A 24,360-nucleotide genomic window follows, 5' to 3' on the forward strand; every position below is an offset into this window, starting at 1 on the left:
CTTAATTTTTGTAAAGTTATAATATAACCTCTGACAAGCAGTAATAATGCAGCAGTAACAATTTTTAGTTAAACTTCTTATAATGAAGAAGTCTGTTTTCTAGAGTACCTGTATGCAGTTCAAAAAGATGGTTATCATAATCATAAAAATATATTGAACGACTCTCTTCTGTAACTCTGTCCCTTCCTCTTTTTATCTCTAATCCGAGCTTTTCTATTCTCTTAAGATACATTTCATAATCTGATTCATCTATTTTAAATGCTATATGGTTATAACTTCTTTCGCATTGGTTGCCTTCCATAACAGCTATCCAAAGATTTTTTATTAAAAAGAACTTCTCTTTTGATATAGAAAATTTATTTTCTCCGCTATTATATACTTCTTTAGCTTCAAATATTTTTTCAAAAAAGGTTGTTGCCTTATCTAAATCTTCAACAATAAATGTTATATGACTAATTTCAGATATCAAATTTAATGCCCCTTTCTCTTCTACATAAAACCAGATTTCAACATGAAATTTCACGTTTATAATAAGCATAAGAGTCATTTTCATTTTTGTGTTCTTGCATGATATTTTCTTTATTAACAATCAAAATATTATCTCTTACAATTTTTTACTAAAATCTTATTTATGAAATTTGATGAACCTTCTAATATTTAATCGATTATATCAACTTTAAATGGAAATTCTTCAGCTTTTCGTTCTTCAAAATCAACTTTATATCCGATATCTTCTTTATAAAAGAAACCTTGTTTTAATTCTATTTTTACATAACACATATTTTCATCATTTTCGTCATTGTGCGCAAAATACCATGGTTCAAACACTTCTATCAATTTCTGTCTGATTGCATGATTCTCTTCTAATAATGGATGCCCTATATTGCGAGCAATACCACTGAATCTATATAGTTTATTGCACATTGATATCTCAGGATTTTTTTCAATGTCTTTTACTTTCTTTGATTTTGCGTAGGTAACAATATAAAAGGCACAATCATCATAAAAAGTATCAACAAACCTGACCGACGGAATATTATCATTTGATGTTGCTAAAGCAAATTGATAATCTCTTGCAAATAACTCTTCCAAAATATATAAACTTTTTTCATATTTGGTCATTATCAATCTCCTTTAAAATTCTATCAATTATTCCTGACGGATTAATGATTTTTTTCATAGTGTATTCATGTCCGTTTAATTGCATATCAACCGAATTACCTGTTTCTATTGCAATATTCCAAAATTCATCATATGTAATATCCGGATTTACCTGACAAGATAGTGCATATACACCTGCAATATAAGGTATAGTCCAGCTCCATACATTTTACCATCAGTTGTTATAATTATAACAGATCCTATAGCATAGGCTACATTTTCTTGCTGTTTTATTAATACCATTTCACCGCTTTCAGATTCCTGCCAACGCCAATAAGAATCATCATTTTTAATTAAACCGCCATCGCATAGAGTACGAACGTTATCAACTACTGTCATATAAGGAGTATTTGCAACTGTAAACGCTTTATTTTCGTATCCATCATCCGAATAAAGAAAGACTTTTCCATCACCTTGTCATTCAATAATATCTCCGCTCTCATTATAAAAATTGTATTCAGCTTTATTATTACCATCTAAATCGTCAAAAAAGCTAATAGATGGGTTAACATTAATTTCTTTGCTTTTAATTTCTCCATTATCCATTATTCGCTCTATTCTGCTAAGATTGGGATTATTACTGATAATAAATAAGCTTTTATTAATTGAAACTTCATTAGTTATGAGCTCCGAAATTTCTTCTCTTACCTTATTAAACTCATATATAGTAATATTGCTTGCTTTTTCAGTAATTTTGTCTGGTTCAATAACATTAAGAAGTTCATATTTGCCTTTATTATTTACTTTGAAATGTGCATAGCCAACACCTTGATACTCATCTTTGCTACTTAGTATATAGCTCACGAGTCTATGGTTATCAATAACAATCGAATTATATATAGTTATCGATTGATTGGTATTAATATTTTTTGAGATTAGTTTTTCCATTGAAGTTACAGCATCTTGAGGACGAGACATCACAACATATATTGTCAAAACAAGAATCATACTTATTGCAAAAATCCATTTCTTATTCTTCATAACTTTAACCCCTAAAATTATATTATTTAAATTCCTTTTACGACGCTTAATTTTCACTTGTAACGAATGAGAAAACAATTCAATTCCAAATTGCAATTTACTGTTTAAAAAAGTCCATACTAATATGATAAAACTCCTCTGAATTTGTAAGCATGGCTGGATGTCCACCAGTATTGAACAAATGAATTTTACCATGTCCGATTTTTTCAATCAGCTCTCCATAAACTTTTTTATAATAATCAGGAGATAGAGCAGATACAAATTCATCTTCTTCACTACCAGTCAATAGAATATCTGCTTTCAAGAATTGTAGAGGTTTATGAAAAAATACACCTATTTCTTTTTCATGTCTGATAATGGCATTGGTATCATTATCAACAACTTGTTCCCAGTCAGAACCGTGCATACAGGCATAAAACATTTTTGTATTTTCATCATGCTTAGAAAAATCCCTATCCGCCTTAACATTCTCTGTGAATGCATTAATCGGTTTTTCTCCCTCAAAACTGTCGGCAATTACTTTATTAATAAGTTCAGGTGCTTCCAATGCAACATTGATAGCAACCAACGCACCGCCACTACTGCCGATAATGTTTACTTTTGAATATTGCCTTTTACGCAAAAATTCAATAACCTGCTCGGCTTCGTTAAACCACAGATCAATGGGAAATTCATTCAATCTGTCTGATTTTCCATGTCCTAAAAAATCAATCAAAATCACTTTAAAACAATTTTTGTACTTCTCCGCAATTCCCGCAAACATGTTTGAGGAAGCTGTATTCCCATGAAGAAATAGTAAGGGTATACCTGTACCAAATTCCTTATAATATACTTGCTTGTTATTAAAATTAAAATATCCCATATAATTAAATCCTTCCAAATTGCATACATTATCGTATTTATAAGCAAAGCTTTTACTTTGCGCATTAAACTTTTCCTTCAACTAATACCATTTTAAGATAACTTTCCTCCATGATTCCTATACTGTTAATACTTATTCTCCATCGTAATAGTCTACTTCTTCTGCAATTCTATAGAAATTACTTGATTTATTGTGAATAACAATTCCAACCTTCCCAGAATCCGGATAATATATTGTATCAGGCGAATTAATTGTATCAAAGTCAATATACTTCAATATTTCATTTTCTGATGTGTTAATTATTTTATGTGCTGATTTTTCAGTAGGTGGACACACAATAAAATCCCCTTGTTTTATTGCTTTTTTACCATCTGTAGTAACTAATACCCCTTTTCCTTGAATAATATAAAATACTTCTGTATTTGCTGTATGGTAGTGTAACGGATAGTTGGATTTTTTAGGTGGTATTTCATAAACAGCAACACAACATTGTTCAAAATCTTTTCGACATGCAACTTCACGTTTTGAATAGGCATAAGGTTCATGTTCATTTTTGAATTTTTGCGCGATATCTTCTTCATTAACAATTAAAATATTGTCTCTCATACTTTCCCTCCCAAATCATATTTCCGTGACTCATTGTCTTATCTGAGCCCCCGGAAAAAAACACATATTCCATATCAATCACGAACTGATATACCGCCATAAAATCAGATAGAATCATAAATGGTCTTTTTGTTGCGGTTTTTATATTCAACATAGAACACTTCACAACACAGAGTTATCGTGAAGCTTTGTCTAAATTCTCTAAAATTCTTTTTAATACATTATGTATATTAGTTAAAATTACTATTATAAAACATAGCATTACAAAAGTTACTATTTCTCCTGTAGAGATAGATACTATTCCAAGTATAATAAGAGTAATAGTATATTTAATTGTACTAAAATTCATTATAATTATTCACTCCTTTACATGTTCAGTGCTAGATAAATATTTGAATTTTACTTATTCTAAAATTCTGGACATGATGTATTCATTTTCATATTTCCCATTTCGTATAACTGCAAGGCGTTTAAGTCCTTCTTTTTTAAACCCGAACTTTTCATATAAGTGAATTGCTCTCTCGTTATCTTCAAACACAGATAACTCAAGTCTAATAAGCATAAGCCAATTATCAGCAATGTCTATTATAGCTTTCATTAATGCTGTTCCAACACCGGCATTCTGATAATCCTTGTGAATCATGATTCCAATTCCGCCGCTGTGGCGCATTCTTGGATTTGCATTAGTCTCAAGCCCGATAGTACCTATTATTACTTCCACGCCTTCCGGGGACGTAGCTACTGCAACTAATTGATGATGATTCCTGTCCATATTCATAAGAAAGTCTTCACTGCTTTTTACCCGTTCAGATGGTATACCAAGTATATTCTCAAATACACCCGGCATACGGCGAAGTGCATTTATTCCTTTAGCATCTGCAATTTCGACAGGTCTGATTATAAAATCCATATTGTCCTCCTAATATTATCATTATTAATTTCTATTCTATCATAGTTCATCTTTATTAATAACATTTAAGTTTAAATATTGCTTCCCACCTGTAGCAACGTAGAAAAAATAATCTTTAATTACACCCATACTCACTTCATCTAAATATATTTTATCATTAATGGCCAGGGCATTGCCGCCATGCTCAATCCATTTTATAGCACATTCTCAAATATCAAATAATTCTGAAATGACAATCTCTCCGTCCCATTGTCATTTCCCGTTAGGGCTTAAGGCAATTTGATATCTCTATATTCGGAAACTTTCCATTCTTTGTTTTTTCCGTAAATTGAATTATTTCTTCAGCAACATCTTCCTTTTCTGTTTCATCTTGTATGATACAATGTTTAATTTGACTTCAAAATTGTATCCTTTTTCGTACATCAAACATTGAAACCTATATTTAAATAGACGGTTTAAATTATAAAAAGTTCAATTTCAGGTAAATTTTATAGTAATAGCTCCTTTTTGACACCATTACTTAAATATAACAGTATATGTATTTAAAAATTTAAATAGAAATTTTTTCATAATAAAGCACTTCCAATTGATTCAACAAAAAAGAAATGCCTATATGGGTATTTCCTTTTTATAAACTAATTATATTATTTTTTTAATTGTGATTTTTTCTGATTGTATTCTTCTTCTGTTATTTCTCCTCGGCATATCTTTCATTTAGAATATTTAAAGCACTGTTATTTAAATGGCCATTAGTCTTAGATGATAGCTGAAGATAATTAATCAGAGCTACAATTCCTAATACTTTATTAACTGTCATATTATCTCCTATAATAAATTATCTTTACTACTAATCAGTAGTATTGTCAAGTAAATTTTTAAAAAATAGTTGTGTTAGCATACACAAACATTTTGTGCCTTAAGATTCTTTTTTCTAACCTTAACAATACAATACAAAACTACCTTATAATTCAGCAGCTTTGTATTGTAAAACGAAACATTTTTATACATTTTTTTCATATGATGCTAATAATCTTAAGAAATGATTCGCTTCACGCAATGTGTGGTCACCTAACAGAGGTATTATAATAGATTTGATTTTACAATCAAGTAAGCCTTCCGTTCCCTGTGCTTTGAAATCACGGATTGCTTGAGTTGCCTGCAAACTGTCCTTAGTAACTTTATCTAATGGAATAGTTCTATTCATGGCAGCCAATGATTCGGTTGTTAAATTATCAAATTCATTACCAAAATTATTGGCTGTTTTAAATAACTCTTCTTCGGTAGGATCCAATAGCCCTCTAATAAACTTAGAATGTTCAGCCATAATTCTGTTCCAAAATGCTTCCTGTTCTAAAGCTTCATTCTCTAAATTAATAATTTCTCTGTTGTTGAGTCTTTGAACCATATGCAAATATAGCTTAGCTTCCCTCATTATATGGTCTATTAACAGAGGATAATTTACTGTAAACATTTTGCATGATAAAACATTTGATAAAATTTCACTTTTAAACTGAATTAATTTTGAAATTAAAACTATTGCTTTTCTGTTAACATTGTGTACTCTGTCCTCTAAATATGGGTTTGTAACTCTATTATAGTTACTCGTTAATTCATATTCCTGCATCGTTAGTTCAACGGGAATATTTACTCCTGTGTAAAACGAAGAAGCTTTTTCCGCATCCATAGTATATGGAGTTACTACTTCTCCAGAATGAAGAACCCCACTGCTTACAACACCATCAGAAAGCAATATTACTTCACTTAACAAATCATCAAACTCTCTTCTAAACATATTTGCTTCCTGTGTATACATACTATCCCTTGGCGTAAATCCCAGTTGAAGAAAAAATGAATGTTCTTTCATTATTCGAGCAAAAAAAAGATGCAGTTCTAATGATTTTCGGACAAAGTCTATATTTAAAGACATTTTATATTTCCTCCTAAAATATATTTTTTAATATATTTTATGATTATTACATATGAACTGTTACGCGAATAAATTTTTAGTTAAAATACTATCTGGTATTGGTGTTAGTATATAAGTTTGGAGACGAAAAGTTTGACACGATAAAATATAAATACAATGAAAGGTGCGTGTTAAACAATGTCCAAAAATGGTACCCGTTATACGGAAGAATTTAAAAAACAGATTATAGATTTATACAATTCAGGAAGCTCAGTAGACTGATATCCCCTACACTATATCATTAAAAATGGCTGGACTTATTTAGCTTCCGTCATGGATTTCCATAGCAAGAAGATAAATTAACGTATGAATATTTAATGCTTGCCAGCTAAGGGATATTAAAATTGCTGACAGTTTTCTCAGATAAATCGCCTTGATAATTTAATCTTTTGATTATATCTTGAGCAATGGAATCAACTTCCTCTTCCTTAAGTACATAAAGTCGGAGCAACCCTACCGACTAACCTTAAATAAACCTCGTTGCTTCTCTTGTCATACTCTATTTCATATTGAGGATCATTATTTATTGCTGAAGCATTAACTTCTTCAGCATCATATGTTGCAAATAGTAGTCTGTAATCATTCAAATTATCCATATTATTATAAGTTAGCCTGCGTCCGGGCACGACTTTGGAAAAAATGTCTTTGACAAATTTTTCAGCTCTTTCTGTGTCAAAATCAGAAAAGTCACCACTATAATCCCTCAGCATGTTGTAATTATCACCATTCAAAATTTCTTCAGCATTAAGTGAAAACTCTTCATAAATATTTATAATATTTTTATAGAATTGCCTAGGAGTATACTCTTAATAATATTCCTCCAAATACATACTCCTGTACTTTATTACAGTTACCTTAATTATTCAAATATCAAACCCCTTTTACAAATATTGCATATAAAAATTAGTATTGGAATAAAAAAGGATTGATAGAATTGAAACAACCTTTATATGAGTTAATATTAAACGCTGTAAAAAACAATGAGGAAAAAAGCAAGCTATTAATACTTGAAAAATTTAGAAATTCAATCGATTATTATGCAAGAAAATTAAATTACTATTGTGCAAAAACGGACCTAATTATATTTATGCTCACACTAATAAATAAATTGAATTTAGAAAAATTTAAAAATTTTGAAGAACGTACTGCAGTTAAGTATATCCAAATCAGTATAAAACACGAATATATTCGCTTATCAAAAAAAAATTCGTATATTAACTCCCATGAAGTATTAATAAATACAGATATCATTGATTATATCGATAAATATAAAGAGGAACTACCATCTGAAGGCTCAGAATTTATTAATTATATGGCTGAAAATTTAGTTGGAAATCAAAAAAAAGTTTTTTTATATTCCTTAAATGGTTACTCAAACACAGAAATATCAAAATTAATAGGAATAAGTAAACAAGCTGTAGGTAAAATAAAAAAAAGAATCGCATTAAAATTTGTAGAAGAACACCAAAACAATATTTAGGAATATTTTAGTATTAAATATCGTACTTTTAATATCAATAATTAATTCATTATTTCTAAGTTTCACAACTAAGATAACAAAATATATACTGCAGGTTTACTTCTTCGCTATAAAGCACTCTTTAATATATGTCCAAGTAAGCTATGGACTAAAAATAATAGGAGTGATTTATTATGGCAACTAATCATACTTGCATAGATTTTACAGACAGTGCTGGTCGAGATTTCAAAATTATCAAAACAAAAGCCAGCAATATCAAACTAGTAGGCTTTAATCCACCAGAGAAGATTCGTGATACAACCTACTATGGAATGAATGCAAGCTTCTACGATACTACTTCCACCAACAAAGATGTTCAGAACATTGCTTATCAAGATGGTAATCCTGTCGGTTCAATTACTGGGGGCACTACAAATCTAGTAGGAAAATCCATTATTTCATGGAATGGAACTTCTTTGGCACACTATACTAACGTTATCTATGATTCTTCTAGCAATGTTCCTAAAACAAGCGGCTCATGGGCTCAAGGCGGTGTTGCGCTGTTTCTCTGCGATACTTCATGGAAGGCTAAGTACGAAGCACAACTCAATTCTGACCAAGTTAAGGATTTAGATGGAGGGTCTGCTAGAGCAGGTATCCTTATAAATACCAACACCAAGGATGTATATCTTATAGCAAGTAGAATTCTTACGACTGCAGTGTTTGATTTGCGCAGAGCAATGATGGAATATGCCGGTATTACTGATGGAGGTTCCAGTGGTTACTGGCATGGCATGATGGTTGATGGTGGTAGATCTACTCAGTTACGTGGAGAAGACATTAACCTGTATGTCTCTGTTTTATCTCGTGAAGTGCCTCAAATTATTTCTCTAAAGAACAAAAACTAAACATAAAGGGCTGCATGTGCAGCCCTTTATGTGCATTATTTAATCAATTAGCTTGTTTTTAAAATAATATTTGTTCACGATTATCTTTATAAAAGCAATCATTAAAAATAAATTTCTTAGAGTTGGTGATACTGTGCGCATGGACTGAGGAATCATTGGCAAATTATCAAACATTGGCTCTGCGTACATCTTTCCGTTTCTTGTTATCGTTATAACAGTTTCACCGTATGTACCCCCAATGTAGGCTACATTTTCTCGCTGTTTTATTAATACTGGTTCTCCCATCTCATCCTTCTCCCAACGCCAATATGAATCATCATTTTTAATTAATCCTCTACCACACAAATTTCGAACATTGTCAACTGCTGCATCCTGAGATATCTTAACTACTTCAAAATGATTATTACTATATCCGGTAGGCTCATCATAGTAAAAAGGCTCAATATGATAAAGAAAGACTTCCCCCTCAGTTGTCAAAAACTGATATATATTCGGAAATACAATAGAGATATCCTTTATCCCCGATGCAATGAGAGTTGGATTACGAACCATATCACCAAATGAGAAAGTAAAGGCATAAAGGTCATTGTTATTTTGAATAGCAAAAGAGTTTTCGGAACTTGAGTAAATGGATTTCACATTTTGCATAATCATTGTAGGTCCATTATGTGCCTCTTCTCCTCTTTTGCTACTCCATGTCCATAGGCTTCCATCTGTTTTTATTACAATAGCGGTGAAAATATTAAGTTCAACCGCAAGAATATCTTCCATTATCTTCTCTGGATGTCTATTTAATTGACTTAAAAGAGTGTCCTTTTCCTGTAGAGGGCTAGGATAAGCTCCCCATCCCCAAAGAGATCCATTTTTATCAACTGCCATTGCACTACGCCATCCAATATCGATATCTACAACATCTCTAAGAATTGTTTTTCGCGCAAAATATGGATAAAAATATAAATACCCTTTTGCTACAAGGCGATAATCATTTCCGCCCCATCCTACCAAGGTACCATTTGGTGAAATCACGAAATATGTTTCTGCTTTGCCATTTGATTCAGCCATCATTTTATATTCTCCCGGTTTAATATCAATGGGTATAAAAAATAAAATAACATGTAAACAAGCAATTCCTATGAGAAAGTAATTTGTCAAGGTGTTAAATTTTTTCTTCAATTTCGAACCTCCGTTAATGTCTTTGTTTGGACTGCAAGGTTATATCTGACTGTATAAGGGAAACTCCCCCAGCCCCACAGAATTCCATTTTTATCGACTGCCATTGCGCTACGATAACCGATATCTACGTCAACTACATTTCTAAGAATTGTTTTTCGTACAAAATATGGGTAAAAATATAAATATCCGTATGCTACAAGGCGATTATAATCACAACATATATTATCAAAACAAGAATCATACCTATTGCAAGAATCCATTTCTTATTCTTGATAACTTTAACACCCTAAAATTATATTATTGAAGTTCCTTTATGGAGCTTACTTTTTACTTGTAACGAATGAGAAAACAATTCAATTACAAATTGGAATTTACTGTTTAAAAAAGTCCATACTTATATGATAAAACTCCTCTGAATTTGTAAGCATGGCTGGATTTTCACCAGTATTGAAAAAGTAAATTTATTTATTATGTAAATATGCTAACGACTTATCCTTAAATAGAATTTGTCTAATTATGATAATGTTACCCAATACCTTTGTGTCATGGTGTTATCATTTTGGTCAAATACCTCATTCTCTAATATTCCGCCATTCGCAATAATAGTCTTAGCAGAAGCAATATTGTTTTTATCGCAAGTAATAAGAACTTCTTTTATATTTAATTCGACACACTTTTCTAATGCCAATTTCAACATTTCAGTTGCAAAGCCTTTTCTTCTTTCTGATTTTCTAACACTATACCCAACGTGGCCTCCAAAATTTAACAAATTGTCATTCAACCTATGTCTAATATCAATCATTCCAATTAACTTTTCATTTTCATCTAAAGCAAGATATGTTGTTGCCGAAACTAACCCTTCCCTAACTGTTTCATCATGTAAATTATCGTTGAAAGCCTCATACCACTCTTCAAAAGTTTTATAAGTTGATAACCCTGCTGTCCCATCCATACTATCTTTATTTATAATAAATTCTTCTTTGTAATCCAATATAATTCCTTTATGTGTAACATTCGGTAAAACTAATTTCAGTCTATTCATTTCATTGCCTCTAAATCATTTTTGGTCTTTAACACTTTATAAAAATTATTACAGAGTTATCGTGAAGCTTTGTCTAAATTCTCTAAAATTCTGGACATGATGTATTCATTTTCATATTTCCCATTTCGTATAACTGCAAGGCGTTTAAGTCCTTCTTTTTTAAACCCGAACTTTTCATATAAGTGAATTGCTCTCTCGTTATCTTCAAACACAGATAACTCAAGTCTAATAAGCATAAGCCAATTATCAGCAATGTCTATTATAGCTTTCATTAATGCTGTTCCAACACCGGCATTCTGATAATCCTTGTGAATCATGATTCCAATTCCGCCGCTGTGGCGCATTCTTGGATTTGCATTAGTCTCAAGCCCGATAGTACCTATTATTACTTCCACGCCTTCCGGCGACGTAGCTACTGCAACTAATTGATGATGATTCCTGTCCATATTCATAAGAAAGTCTTCACTGCTTTTTACCCGTTCAGATGGTATACCAAGTATATTCTCAAATACACCCGGCATACGGCGAAGTGCATTTATTCCTTTAGCATCTGCAATTTCAACTGGCCTGATTATAAAATCCATATTGTCCTCCTAATATTATCATTATTCATTTCTATTCTATCATAGTTCATCTTTATTAATAACATTTAAGTTTAAATATTGCTTCCCACCTGTAGCAACGTAGAAAACATAATCTTTAATTACACCCATACTTAATTCATCTAAACAGCTTTCAGCGTCAATGACCCTGGCATTGCCATCACTTTCAAAAATCCATCTTCTTTATTATTGTAATTGTAGTACATTACTGCACAGCCTTATCTATTTGAGAACTTTTAAATTCTCCGGTTGTGCCGTCAATTATCAAATTATAATCAGTGTCCTTATAATTAACATTTATAATATATTCCAGCTCACCGTCAATATTTCTTGTTTTATAAATATCATTTATGTCTGCTTGTTTTTGAATAAGGGTAGTAATGTCACTTATCTCGATGAAGTCTAATTTTACGTTACCATCATTGTCAAAAATATGTAATTGAATAACTAGTCCATAGGAATCCAATTCCAATTCCATATCTTGACGCTTATCCCATACGTCATCTTTTTTATTAATGTATGAATACTTGATGCTTGCCAGCTGCGGAATATTAAAATTGCTAACAGTTTTCTCATATAAATCACCTTGATAATTTAATCTTTTGATTATATCTTGAGCAATGGAATCAACTTCATCTTCCTTAAGTACATAAGTCGGAGTAACCCTACCGACTAACCTTAAATAAACCTCGCTGCTTCTCTTATCATACTCTATTACATATTGAGGATCATTATTTATTGCTGAAGCGTTAATTTCTTCTTCAGCATCATATGTTGCAAATAGTAGTCTGTAATCATTTAAATCATCCATATTATTATAAGTTAGCCTGCGTCCGGGCACGACTTTGGAAAAAATGTCTTTGACAAATTTTTCAGCTCTTCCTGTGTCAAAATCAGAAAAGTCACCACTATAATTCCTCAGCATGCTGTAATTCTCACCATTCAAAATTTCGTCAGCATTAAGTGAAAATTCTTCATAAATATTTATAATATTTTTATAGAATTGTCTGGAAGTATAGTCCTCCCTGTTCAGAGGCTCCATGATAATGTTAAATTCCTGAATTATTTCTTTATTATAGTCATACAGATTATTTATGTATTCCTGCTCTGATGTATTAATAATACCGTCCTGGAAAATGTACTCTATATTATCGTTGTATCTGCCGTAAATATCATAGTACTCATAACTTAAACTATATTTTCCAATCCTTGCAGCATTATTTTTTGATTTGACAAAATTATTTAACGTTTTCACATTTAACAGCAATTTATTTGGATTATATTCATTTGCAATTATAATGCTTGATAATTTTTCATCTAGGCCTTCAATTTCTTCTTCATAAGACTTGAAATCATAATACATTCTTTCTTTAAATTCCGAAGAAACCAATATATCTGGATTTAATTTCATATAAATTGATACGCCTAAAAATGCTGCTATAATCAATATGGTTTTTAATTTTGCATTATTTGTTTTCATAAATGCTCCTGAATTTCATTATAATTTCAACTCTCTATTGGGCAATAACTTTATCTCAAATAATTATATTATTGCAATTCTGGTTTTAAATGTTTTTTTCCAGTATTTCTTTAATCTCAGGTGGTGCAAAATTTGTTATTTCTTTTAGCTCTTGTAAAGCCCACCATTTTATACCCTGTAAAGTATCTATTTCATTTTTAGTCATATTTTTTATGCTAAATACTTGATTAGAATTTAAATTTAATAAATAGTATACTTCATGGCTATTAAACATTTCAATTTTACCTTTAATCAATACATCTTTTACTAATATAGGGTCACTATTTATTGTCACTTTCAGCCCAAGCTCCTCATATAACTCTCTTTCTAAAGCCATTTCATATGTTTCATCATCTTTCAATCCACCACCAGGTGTAACCCATAAGACCTTATTACCTTTCACTTTAGGAAACTCAAATTTTTCTAGTAAAACTTCATTTTTTTCATTAAAAATTACTGCTCGAGCACATTTTCTTACTTTCAATTAAGTTCCTCCATTTAATATCTATTGTCAATTAAAACCAACTTATAGGTTGTATCGCCTTGCATACCCTATAACCTCTTTAGTTGCTTTTGCCATAAAAAACACCTCTCAGTTTTTATAGTCAAAAGGTGTCTATTAAGTCAATTATATTATTTAAATTTAGGTTTTAAACTACAAATTGTAGCTTTAAAACAAGGTTTGACTAAATAAGTACTCGTTAAAACATCAAACATTGAAGCCTATGTTTAAATAGACGGTTTAAATCATAAAAAGTTCAATTTTAGGGTAAATTTTATAGGAATAACACCTTTTAGACACCGTTAATAATAGCATATGTATTTAAAAAATTGTCCGGAAAGAACCGTCCATATTGGACAAATTCGCTTAATAACGAAATATAATTGAAACTCCTCAGTTTTCATATTATAAACATAATGTGCAGCTGTTTTGATTTATCCAAATTTCCGGTTATGCTTATTCTTGAAAAGTACTATGTAAAAACAATTTTATCTGTTATACTATATAATCAGATTTGTGATATCTCCCTGTATTGCAATTATAATCATCATTCTTTCAATATTTTCAGCTACAAGATTTGCATGTAAATATAGTTCATTATTTTCATCATTGGATCTTTTTCTTCAACAAAGCCATCGCTGTCACTAACGCAATCTTTAGTTTTTTTAAATTGGTCAAAACCCGCATTGCACGGCTTTTCATATTCACTTATGCAGCAAGTTAAATAAAAAATCAACTCTCTAAAAGAAGAGTTTATATTGCATAGCAATTCAAGGAGTGCTTCAATGTCCACGCAAGTATTAGGTACGATTGTATTATTGTTAGCTGATGGCGGTTTAATCTGCCACTGTTCAGAGTCTGAATATGGTGAATTATAAAATTGGTAATTGCCTTTTGGATCAAAAGTGTATCTGGCAAAATCGAAGCGTGCACCCACTTTACTGAATTCGCTCAGCAAATAATTGACATTGACGAGTCCGTTTGTAACGGTGGTATTCATTCCAATACCATTAAGGGCATCGACAAAGGCATTTTTTAATGTAAAAATATCATGATTTAATGCCGCAGGATTTCCATCGCTTAATATTGCAAGAGCATTTATACCACTTTTGAGCAACAATTCAATACTATGCCAAGCATTAAATAGTGCCGGAAAAATTAGCGAATCCGCCTGATCAAAGCCATTGCGTGTATAAACGATCGAATAAAGAGTCAGAATGGCATTTGCTAAATATGCTTTCCCCATTTCAAAATTGTCAAACACAGACTGCTTAGGGTTGCGTTTGTCATTTGAACCTTGCCCGTTATCAAAACGCCAATTTAAAAATGCATACTTGTGATTATTGTTGTAGTTAATTTCGCTTTCGCTAAAAAAAATCTTCATAATGCCTCCTGACAAATACTACAATGAATTTTATCTCTTCTTCAATTAAAATTACAATCTTTCAATCCCTTAGCTATAACATGCAAGCCACTTAATTCACTAATACTTATTTTTAAGTTTAGTATTATTGCTATAATGTGATTATACAAATTATAAACATATTGCGCAATTTGGATTTGCTGAATAGCTACCACATTTTAGCCTAGAAGGAAATTTTACCGACTTATTTGTTTAGTTTTATTTGGACAAGATATTTCATTATACTGTATTATCCATATACGCTCTTATGAATATTAGCAATTCATGGATAAAGCATTCCTTCTTAATCAACTTCATCTGCTAATTGTGCTGCAACATATATTTCGGCATTTGACAATTGATTAATTCAGTTTAAAGTAATTCCATTACTTGATAATGATCTTTCTACTTTTTTGATAGTCTATCTTTTACTTCATTTGGAAGGATTCCCATAAAGTAATTCTCGATGTTATCCCAAAACCATTTTGTGTAATTGAGGATTTTTTCTTTTGCCGATGCTTCCGGTTGCTCTTTGGCAAACAAAAACTTTAACATTTCGACACTAATGTAATGTTTTTTCTGAATATCTAGTAATATATTATTTTGATAAGTATCCCCTTGTTTCACGGATTTTTCAAGTGGATAAACCGAGTTCATGCGTAAATAAATTTGCGGATTATTACCACCTATAACTTGATAACTTAACAGTTTTCGTGCCTCCCCAATACCTAAAGCGGCGATTTTTGCATCAATGTCATCACCATGCGCTCTAAAGTGGAATGTTGTAATCTTATCTAAACCCATCACATAATTATCACTTGGATTTAATGAATTAGTGATTGAACTCATTATAAATCCAGAAAAAACATCACCATCTTTATGTACAATATATCGCAGATTATCGGCATTACTGTTTGTGCGTTCAGAAATGAACTTAATTTCTTTTATCTTCCCAAACTCAAAGGCTGAATTAATAACAGTCTGTGCAAAAGCTCTAGCTTCAAATTTATCAAAAATCTTCAATGTTCGCATAAAGTAATTTCCTAAGTCTTCAACAGTAAACTGACTACCTGCTATTTTTTGCTCATTTACAAAGCTTTCAAACGATTCTAAAATAATTCTGTACTGAGATAAAAGATTTTCAACGGAAATATCATTACTAAGTGCAACCTCTACACCAGAAGTATATACAAATTTCTCAAATAAATTTTTATGTTGAAGCTTTTCACGTTCACCTTGATTAAATAGAGCAAATTTGAAGCTTGGAAACGACATATTTTTATAATACTTTTCCCAAATCCCACACAGATTCACTTCATAAACAGCAACGTAAGTCTTACTTTCGAGGTCAACTCGTTTAGAAAAATAATTCCCTAAACGTGATTTAGTAATTTGGGACCGCAGCTCTGGAGTTACAAAAATCAAATCGTTACCAAATAAGCTCCTTGGTCGGGCAACAAATGGAGAATATCCCAATTTATTTGGTGAGGCGAAATCTTTTTCAATCATCAATAATACCGTTTTAACTTTGTTTTCGAGAGAATCTTCATCTCGATTATTTTGAACAAAAATATATTTAAAATCTTCTGGACTGATAATTAAGTTACGATTATTCCCTTTTTCTTTATATATAGACAAAACTTTACGCATTACCTCAAGAATTTGTGTTTTTCTTATCGCTGACATACCATAAAGTTGCTTAACTTCATTCATATCACGGTTTAAAAAATCAATAATTCCAAATCCAAAACCATTCTTGACTTTTGATCTATCACGTGCAGCACGCCCTATTTCCTGAATATAATCAACTACATTCCCTGTTGGGGCGTAGTGATACACATTTGTAATGTCTGGAATATCAATTCCCATCCCAAAAGCTTTGGTTGCAAGAACAAATTGAAGTTCCCCCGATTTATACTCTGATAAAACTTCATCTTTTTCTTCCTTCTGTAATGTACCATAATACTTACCAGTTTTTTTTGCAATTTCCGGCTCATTCTGTGCTAGGAAATTATAAAAATTTATTAATAATTTTACAGTTGGAAAGTAAAGCAATGACTTCTGCTTATTCTTTGTTGCCTTTTGTAAATGCTTCAATGCTAATACATTTTTTGTTTTTCTATAATCCCTACCCTCAGCATCAAAATCTTTTTCACTACTTCGAACATTCATCAGAATATCATCACGTCTTACATCCCCAAAATAAGAAATTGGACTAATCATATTTAAACTATTTCGTGTATCCAAATACATATCCTCTCTACCACCATAAATAGCTGTTGCTGTAAATGTAACAATCGGGAATTTATGTTCTTTTCTCAGCTTTGCAAGATATATACCTAAATACCAGTAATCTGCTCTAAATGATTTTCCCCAAGTTGTAACAATATGTGCTTCATCGATAATTACTACGCCAATATTCCTATCCCCAATCAACATTTTAATATCACTTCTAGCTTGTAATGTTTCTGGTGATAAATACAAAACATTAACTTCTTGATTTTGGACTCTCTCTAAAATATTCTCTTTTTCAAAAGGCGGAGTATTCCCATTAATTGTTGCAGATGAGATCACCCCTTTACGACGCATATTATCAACTTGGTCATTCATCAATCCAATTAAGGGCGAAATCACTAAAGTAAGTGGCTTATCATTTGTATACTTTTTAGATAAATATAATGCTGGAATTTGGAACATCACTGACTTGCCTGCCCCTGTAGATGCAGTAATATAGACATCTCTAAACGGTTCTCCATGCATTGCTTTTTCTGCTTGTGTTACAATATCATCGATGATTTGTGCCTGTGAAATATCTATAATTTCTTTCGAATGGCTTTCTATATTTCTATAAAATGGAATTTGTCTGAAACCTGTATACCCGTAAACATTTTTTAGAATTTTCGCATAGTCTTCTTCATTTTCAATAGTTTTTCGTCTTATGGACAGTGTTGTAAAAAACAAATTTATATCTGTTAACTGTTCTAAAATATTCAGACGTTCAAGGTATCTGTTTGGTAAATTTTTGATATCCCCTGACAGTATCATTACAATATTAGATTCGTTTTTTTCATTAAGTATATTAAATTCTAAATCCAAGAAAGGAGTTTCATTATCAGATAGTTCTATTTGTTGTACGTTTTCTGTTGGATAATCTTCCGAAATATTAACTTCTAATGGTACATCTTCATAAAATTTAAATATATTAATTTTTTCTTCAAGCTCAGGATATGTGACATAATAATTTCCGCTTTGTTTTGAGTAGTCTAATTGACCGTAGAATAAGGACACATTCTCAAGAATACTTTTTTGATCCAGTTCTAGCTCATTATCTTCTTGATAGTATAAATAATTATAAATACTATCTACGTTCGATAATGTACCTCTATATGGAAACTGCTTATCATATAGATTGTTCTCTAGTATAACAATTGGCATCTTATTAATATTTGACTGCTCTTTAAATAACTGATACTCCTCAATTGTCATCCATTTATAGTTAATGTCAAATTTACGATTTTCTATTATTTCATCTGTCACCTGTTCTCGGATTTCACTAAGGTCAACTTTGTCTATATAGTACATATCAAATGAAAAGTATTTATTTTCACGTGATAGATTAGACACATCAAAACCTTTTAGTATAATAATTGCATTACCTGTTTGTTTGATTATTTCCAATATCTTATTTTCAATCATAATAAAAATCCTTTAGCCTTTCTGTATTTATAGACTTTTGTAGCTTTTTAATTGCTTTTGCTTCAATTTGCCTTATTCGTTCTCGCGTTAGATTTCCAGCTTGTCCTATTTCTTCCAGGGTATGTGTTCGATTGTCAGTCAATCCAAAACGTGAATCTAAAATTTTTGCTTCTTTTGGTGTTAGTTTTTTTTTAAATAGTTCCTTTATTTCTTTCTTTAATGCAACTTCTTCAACATATTCTTCTGGCGATTGATGCTTTGTATCAGGTATAAATTCACCCACACAACTTTGACCATCTTCCCCAACAGGCATATCCAAACTCGTCAAATTTGCTATATGCTCAAAATATTGTAGCTTTTTAACCTCATCCAAAGTAATATTAAGCAACTTTGCAATTTCATCACCGTTTGCAGCACGTTCGTCCTCATTCCAAAACTCATTTTGTACTTTAATATATTTGATGATTTTTTCTCGCATATGAACAGGAATTCTAATTGTTGTACTGCAATCAGCTATATTCCTAGTAATACTTTGTCTAATCCACCAGGTTGAATATGTCGAAAATTGATTTCCCATATTTACATCAAATTTTTCAGCTGCCTTCATTAATCCCTGCATACCCACTTGAAACATATCATACACATCAAACGAAACAGTTGAAACTTGTCGATAATTGGATACAATATCCCATACTAATTTTTGATTTGCATTAATTAAATTATCTAAAGCTTTTTGACGCTTTTCAAAATTTTCTTTATTAGACTGAAGAGCAATCAAATACTCAAAATTATGACTTTTATCTACTATATCCCTAAATTTTGATAATTCTTTATTAAATGTATCATCTTCTAAAACAGAATCTAAATCATCAAAATGTAATTCATCTAGAAAATCAAAATCATTCCCATCACTTTTCTTTTCTGAATCTATTTTCTCTTTTTTATACCATTCTTTAAAACTTAATTCTCTGCCTTCTCCATTTTTTTCTATATATATAACCGTTTCATTGATTTTATCTTTAAACAATCCATTTGCATCTATTATCTTTATTTCTAACGAATCCAGTTCCTTATATACTGTTTCCTTTTCACTCTCTGATACTGGATATCTACTAAACAATTCCTCCACCTTGTCATTTTTTAAATTACTCCCAAACCGATAATTATCGTTTATGTATTCAATAATTTTAAACAAATTATTACTCATCTCATAGCCCCTCCATATATGTGCATCCCCATAAAGATTATCATTCGTTAGAGCAGTCAGATTTTATAGTTAAATTCTTTGTCCAATAAGATGATACCTATCAATTTCGTATTATTGCTATAACGTACATTTACTAACATCTGATTATTCGCCTAATCAAAATTACTTATAGTTCATTTATGCTCTTCGAAAATTTTACAAATTATACTATATTATAACATTATTTCTAATTTTGCTCAAATGTATTTCAGTATATTTACTAGTATATTTAATAAAAAATAAGCACCTTAGTTTTATAATAAAATCAGCTGAATCAACACCAGATATTCTTTGAACTTTCTATAATTGCATTGGCTTTCTATCTTCCCTAAAAGATTTAATTATTTGATTAACCCTCTTATTCTAAATTGCTCCACCGACTCTTTTTTGTTATGAATAATCTGTACTTATTTAGGCATTTGTTCATCATGGTACTTTTTTATCATAATTAGAATTTATTTTTACTACAAAAAACACCTCTCGGTATTATAGCCGAGAGGTGTAAATTTTTAACTTTATTTTAAATTTTCAAACTTTTTTCAAAAGCTACCACAAAATCTGTAGCTTTAAAACAAAGTTTGACTAAATACAATAATATTGCTCAATAAACAAAACTAATTAATTGAATTTTTATGAATACATTAATACGCTCTTCTTAATTGTTTTATATAGAACAGTTTTCTTGAGAAAACATATATCAAAACTAAAGAACAGATAAAATGAACTCGAAATAAAGTTCAACTAAAAAATTTTATAAATACTGTTTTTTCAATGTATAACGCAGATTTACACGTCACAATAAAAAGTTTTTCCTATTACTAAATCATAATTCTTTCACGAAGCTTTAATAGAATATAGGATTCTATTAATAATGTTATAATAAATCCAATAAACATTATCCATAAATTAAACAAGCTACTTAGCATTCCTAGACCAATAAGAGCCATTGAGTTCAACCAAAATATTATAAAATACAGAACTGAACCAAGTATTGGATTTTCACTTTTACGATAAGCCGTTCCTACAACTCCATATGTTGTATAATGCAATATAAAATTCCCTAATAAGAAATTAAATGCTATGGCAAGCCCAATTATATCTCCTGTATAATTAAATTTAGCACTTAAAACTTTTATAAATGGAATAAATGGATTTGGCAAAACAAATGCCCTTATAGTATAACTAATTAGCTTAAATATATGATAAAGCGAAGATGAACGGTAATTTGAATTTCTACTCATATATTTACCTCAATATTTTTTTATTCTTATATTTTATCTACTTCAAGCTTAAACGAAGCGACAATGTGTTTTAGCTACATAAATTCTCATTTATAATATTTGATTAACATGAAAAATAAGAAAATTGTTTTATTGAAAAATTAAAAGTCTTTCACTAATAATAATTAAGTGAAGTTCACTCCATCATAAACTTAATGGACAGCTCAGCATCAAGTACACGTAAATATAATTATTTATCCAAGCTCCACCTGTACTTCATCAACAACTTTACGTACTACATAGTTTGTATCTACCGATGCTTTTTGAATAATGTATTTTAAAGTTTCAAGATCAACATCTTTTAACCGATGAACATTTCTTAGTATTTTATTCTTTATGTATACATTATCTGTGTCCATTAGCTTAACTAATTGATTGCATACAACATTCTTATTCTCTATGTTCTTCAATAATAAAAACAGAATTTGAACCGCATTCAAACGAATATTCAAGTCGGATTCCACAGACCAATTTATTGCCTGCTGTAATATTATATGTTCTAACAAAATGTCAGATACATTGGCGTTGTCAGCTTCTAGATAATTCAAAAATGCTGTACTAGCTTTTCTATTTGATAAAATATCATCGCCAATATCTGCTAATGTATCAAGTAAACCTACTGTTATGTCTTCGCCTAAGCAATTATACAAAAGAAGTGAAGAAAATCTGAGATTTGTTTCACTTAAATTCGTCATAATAGCCTGTGCCATTTCCACTTTCTGCTTGTTCGTCAATAATTCAATTATCTTATCTTTGTTACGCTCTTTTATGCTAGATCGAGATTTTAGCAAATAAACTAATAGTTCTATAGCATCCATTTTTGTTTCAATTATCTGATTTTCCTTTAATAGAGTTTCAATTGAGACTTTAAACGCAGAATCAATTAATTCCTTAGAGAACTCTGCTGTACTTTGCTGTAGGATATTCTTTATAATAATATGTGTCTGATTCCCTCGACCAAAAAATGTCCCATTTTTCCCTTGTTCTTCATTGTCTTTCTGCACTTGAGTTATATATGACTTCAGAAAGTCTGGCATATCCGTGTTCTCTTCGGCAGTTGTCTCCAATCGGTAAGTACCGTTATAAAAATCAGGCATTTCATCTGCAATTATTTTATCAAGTTCTTCTGTTAGCTCCCTATGCCTTTTCCTGAGTGTAAATAGCGATGTTTCTAGACTATGAATGTGTTTTCTTTCAACCGGATTTCGCACTATATTTATAATGGCTTCCAATAGCTGGGTTGCATTTTCTGGAGACACTTGGTCAAGATTTACGCATTTCCGAATCAGGTTAAATATTTCATCATAAAATCGACGTTTATTATTATGAATACATTTACATATGATTTCAATTAATTGGTTCTGCGATATACGCAAATAACTCCCTTCAAGAGCAGGGAATATCTTGTAACCTAATACAGTTACAGAATTTTCATCTTCAATCCATTTGGAAATAAGTTTATATAACTCAGACCAAATAAAACTAAATCTTTCGTCATCCATATAATAGCAAGTAGTTCTAAACGCATCTAGCCTGCTAATAAACCGTTGATATGCAATCGGTCTATTGTTCGAAAAAGAATAAATTTCATATGCATCATTTTCATTCATCTTACTTAACAAATCATCAAAACACCTAATTATTCCATCAGTTTCTTTTTGATTGCCAAATATAATTGTAGATTTTAGCAGAAGTTTTTTTATGCTCCAATTTGAATACCTGGTTGCACAATAAAAGGAAATAAGTTTTATACGTTCGTATAGTAACCCTAAATGAGTAAGTGAGCCATTATACATCGCTAATACATAAATGCCTGTAAGTGATTTAATATGTGTGCCTAGCCCGTGACCGTAAGTAACAGTGCCAGGAGTTTCAGTTTTATATTTAATATCCTGTTGAATGATACCTTCATAATAATTACTGCCTAGCCTGTCCAATAATGGGTAATAAAGCATAGATTGACTGTTATCCAGTTCGTTTTGATATTTCGGTTTTGGCGAGTAAGTATTTCGGCTTTCCTGTAAGAACATATCTTGATTCCGCAAATCAATGAGTATATCTTTTATAAGCCATTCAGATAAGCAATTTTGCTTTGCTATTTGCAATGCTTCATCTAGTTTGTTTATACAAGCTTCTTGATTTCCGGAATAATATTCCTTGATGGCCTCGTACCGCTTTTTTGTTACAGTAAAATGCTTCGAAGTTTGATGTTTCTCAATTTCTAATAATAATGAACTCAAGTTATATTCATTGACGGTAGCACCTTCAAATAAAACGGGGAGAAAAGCAACACATAATTTATCCATATTCCCTGTGTTTTCCACCTCATCATATGAATACTCCAAAATCATTTCTGTAAAATATTTAATACAACAGTCCATATTTGCAAACACATTTTTTCGTGCAATACTGTCTGAATAAAGAGACGTTTCAATATCTGAAATGTCAGCAGATTGTTCTGTCAATGACTTTTCACGCCATATTAAGCGTCCTTTACAGTATTGCTTATATATTATTATTAAATCGTTAATTAAATCCATTGCACCGCTTTTGATAAGGTCTTTAAAATCATGTATGGTTTCACTTTTTGCGTATTTTGCGCCCTTCAAGCTTTTTTGCAGTGGCGTTTCTGCTTTTGAAAATTGGTCACAAAAATAGAAAAGTGATTTGATACCATGCTTTTTAGCTGTATCAATTTCCTTTTGAACTCCTGTTGGAACACCATCGTTATTATCGATCAGAAATATACATACATCGCAATCTTCTAATGCACATGTATAGTGCTGTCCCGCCGAAGTCGTGGAAGCTCCTTCGGATTCAAAAACATAAGCTTTTGCAAAACCAGTTGATTCAATTAATACTTTAAGTGCTTCACGCACGAAATTATATTTTTGTTTTTCAGGCTCATTACCACATGCAGAGCTTATAAATATTTGTATTTTTTGCTCAGATGTAAACATAGTACACCTCCCCAAATTTATTTTAACAAACGTGTGATTTCATCAAATTCATCGCCCACCTTGAAATTGGCTTATTACTACCACC

General features: G+C 30.8%; 24 protein-coding genes. 2 read left to right on the plus strand and 22 right to left on the minus strand.

The window, feature by feature from the left end; genetic code table 11:
• Window positions 1-64 precede the first annotated feature (64 nt).
• The 12 genes from fosX to RBQ61_RS17340 all read right to left on the minus strand — a co-directional run bounded on the left by fosX (window position 65) and on the right by RBQ61_RS17340 (window position 7,217).
• Window positions 65-469: a FosX/FosE/FosI family fosfomycin resistance hydrolase gene (gene fosX, locus RBQ61_RS17290; protein WP_308140147.1), complete on the minus strand. Its 405-nt coding sequence runs from the start codon at window positions 467-469 to the stop codon at window positions 65-67.
• A 188-nt stretch (window positions 470-657) separates the two neighbouring features.
• On the minus strand, window positions 658-1,122 hold the full coding sequence (locus RBQ61_RS17295) for a pyridoxamine 5'-phosphate oxidase family protein (protein ID WP_308138453.1): 465 nt from the start codon (window positions 1,120-1,122) through the stop codon (window positions 658-660).
• 147 nt (window positions 1,123-1,269) lie between these two features.
• Window positions 1,270-1,500 (minus strand): hypothetical protein, encoded by a 231-nt coding sequence (locus RBQ61_RS17300; RefSeq protein ID WP_308138454.1) that lies wholly within the window; start codon window positions 1,498-1,500, stop codon window positions 1,270-1,272.
• Between the two features lie 78 nt (window positions 1,501-1,578).
• A complete protein-coding gene (locus RBQ61_RS17305; RefSeq protein WP_308138455.1) occupies window positions 1,579-2,142 on the minus strand; it encodes a hypothetical protein in 564 nt (187 codons plus the stop codon).
• Window positions 2,143-2,239: 97 nt separating this feature from the next.
• Entirely contained in the window at window positions 2,240-3,004 is a 765-nt protein-coding gene (locus RBQ61_RS17310) for an alpha/beta fold hydrolase (RefSeq protein ID WP_308140148.1), read from the minus strand.
• A 132-nt stretch (window positions 3,005-3,136) separates the two neighbouring features.
• On the minus strand, window positions 3,137-3,610 hold the full coding sequence (locus RBQ61_RS17315; RefSeq protein ID WP_308138456.1) for a cupin domain-containing protein: 474 nt from the start codon (window positions 3,608-3,610) through the stop codon (window positions 3,137-3,139).
• Window positions 3,585-3,764: a hypothetical protein gene (locus tag RBQ61_RS17320; RefSeq protein ID WP_308138457.1), complete on the minus strand. Its 180-nt coding sequence runs from the start codon at window positions 3,762-3,764 to the stop codon at window positions 3,585-3,587. Before RBQ61_RS17320 ends, RBQ61_RS17315 begins: the two co-directional genes overlap by 26 nt.
• Window positions 3,765-4,013: 249 nt before the next feature.
• Window positions 4,014-4,520, minus strand: coding sequence for a GNAT family N-acetyltransferase (locus tag RBQ61_RS17325; protein ID WP_308138458.1), 507 nt, complete (start codon window positions 4,518-4,520; stop codon window positions 4,014-4,016).
• A gap of 644 nt (window positions 4,521-5,164) precedes the next feature.
• A complete protein-coding gene (locus RBQ61_RS17680) occupies window positions 5,165-5,227 on the minus strand; it encodes an SHOCT domain-containing protein (RefSeq protein ID WP_374049922.1) in 63 nt (20 codons plus the stop codon).
• Window positions 5,209-5,337, minus strand: a complete 129-nt coding sequence (locus RBQ61_RS17330; protein ID WP_308138459.1) for a hypothetical protein — start codon at window positions 5,335-5,337, stop codon at window positions 5,209-5,211. The genes RBQ61_RS17680 and RBQ61_RS17330 overlap by 19 nt, the downstream gene beginning before the upstream one ends.
• Before the next feature lie 183 nt (window positions 5,338-5,520).
• Window positions 5,521-6,447: a DUF2935 domain-containing protein gene (locus RBQ61_RS17335; RefSeq protein WP_308138460.1), complete on the minus strand. Its 927-nt coding sequence runs from the start codon at window positions 6,445-6,447 to the stop codon at window positions 5,521-5,523.
• Between the two features lie 467 nt (window positions 6,448-6,914).
• A complete protein-coding gene (locus RBQ61_RS17340) occupies window positions 6,915-7,217 on the minus strand; it encodes a hypothetical protein (protein ID WP_308138461.1) in 303 nt (100 codons plus the stop codon).
• Between the two features lie 203 nt (window positions 7,218-7,420).
• On the opposite strand from RBQ61_RS17340, the gene RBQ61_RS17345 reads away from it, so the two are divergent.
• A complete protein-coding gene (locus RBQ61_RS17345; protein WP_308138462.1) occupies window positions 7,421-7,966 on the plus strand; it encodes a hypothetical protein in 546 nt (181 codons plus the stop codon).
• A 173-nt stretch (window positions 7,967-8,139) separates the two neighbouring features.
• The gene (locus RBQ61_RS17350; protein ID WP_308138463.1) at window positions 8,140-8,853 is read left to right on the plus strand and encodes a hypothetical protein; all 714 of its coding nucleotides are present in this window, start codon (window positions 8,140-8,142) and stop codon (window positions 8,851-8,853) included.
• 39 nt (window positions 8,854-8,892) lie between these two features.
• Here the strand turns inward: RBQ61_RS17350 and RBQ61_RS17355 are convergent, their stop codons facing one another.
• From RBQ61_RS17355 to RBQ61_RS17400, 10 genes are all read right to left on the minus strand, one after another.
• Window positions 8,893-10,026: a hypothetical protein gene (locus tag RBQ61_RS17355; RefSeq protein WP_308138464.1), complete on the minus strand. Its 1,134-nt coding sequence runs from the start codon at window positions 10,024-10,026 to the stop codon at window positions 8,893-8,895.
• A gap of 514 nt (window positions 10,027-10,540) precedes the next feature.
• A complete protein-coding gene (locus tag RBQ61_RS17360) occupies window positions 10,541-11,068 on the minus strand; it encodes a GNAT family N-acetyltransferase (RefSeq protein WP_308138465.1) in 528 nt (175 codons plus the stop codon).
• 56 nt (window positions 11,069-11,124) lie between these two features.
• Window positions 11,125-11,652 (minus strand): GNAT family N-acetyltransferase, encoded by a 528-nt coding sequence (locus tag RBQ61_RS17365; protein WP_308138466.1) that lies wholly within the window; start codon window positions 11,650-11,652, stop codon window positions 11,125-11,127.
• 223 nt (window positions 11,653-11,875) lie between these two features.
• Window positions 11,876-13,150, minus strand: a complete 1,275-nt coding sequence (locus tag RBQ61_RS17370) for a hypothetical protein (RefSeq protein WP_308138467.1) — start codon at window positions 13,148-13,150, stop codon at window positions 11,876-11,878.
• An 85-nt stretch (window positions 13,151-13,235) separates the two neighbouring features.
• Window positions 13,236-13,673, minus strand: coding sequence for an NUDIX domain-containing protein (locus tag RBQ61_RS17375; RefSeq protein ID WP_308138468.1), 438 nt, complete (start codon window positions 13,671-13,673; stop codon window positions 13,236-13,238).
• A gap of 586 nt (window positions 13,674-14,259) precedes the next feature.
• Window positions 14,260-15,075: a hypothetical protein gene (locus tag RBQ61_RS17380; RefSeq protein WP_308138469.1), complete on the minus strand. Its 816-nt coding sequence runs from the start codon at window positions 15,073-15,075 to the stop codon at window positions 14,260-14,262.
• Window positions 15,076-15,498: 423 nt separating this feature from the next.
• Complete coding sequence (locus RBQ61_RS17385; RefSeq protein ID WP_308138470.1) at window positions 15,499-18,789, minus strand: DEAD/DEAH box helicase; 3,291 nt, start codon at window positions 18,787-18,789, stop codon at window positions 15,499-15,501.
• On the minus strand, window positions 18,782-19,996 hold the full coding sequence (locus tag RBQ61_RS17390; RefSeq protein ID WP_308138471.1) for an RNA polymerase sigma factor RpoD/SigA: 1,215 nt from the start codon (window positions 19,994-19,996) through the stop codon (window positions 18,782-18,784). The genes RBQ61_RS17385 and RBQ61_RS17390 overlap by 8 nt, the downstream gene beginning before the upstream one ends.
• Window positions 19,997-20,853: 857 nt before the next feature.
• A complete protein-coding gene (locus tag RBQ61_RS17395; RefSeq protein ID WP_308138472.1) occupies window positions 20,854-21,276 on the minus strand; it encodes a hypothetical protein in 423 nt (140 codons plus the stop codon).
• A 233-nt stretch (window positions 21,277-21,509) separates the two neighbouring features.
• Window positions 21,510-24,275: a hypothetical protein gene (locus tag RBQ61_RS17400; RefSeq protein WP_308138473.1), complete on the minus strand. Its 2,766-nt coding sequence runs from the start codon at window positions 24,273-24,275 to the stop codon at window positions 21,510-21,512.
• Window positions 24,276-24,360 lie beyond the last annotated feature (85 nt).

Source organism: Sedimentibacter sp. MB35-C1, assembly GCF_030913635.1.
In the GTDB taxonomy this organism is placed as follows: Bacteria; Bacillota; Clostridia; order Tissierellales; family Sedimentibacteraceae; genus Sedimentibacter.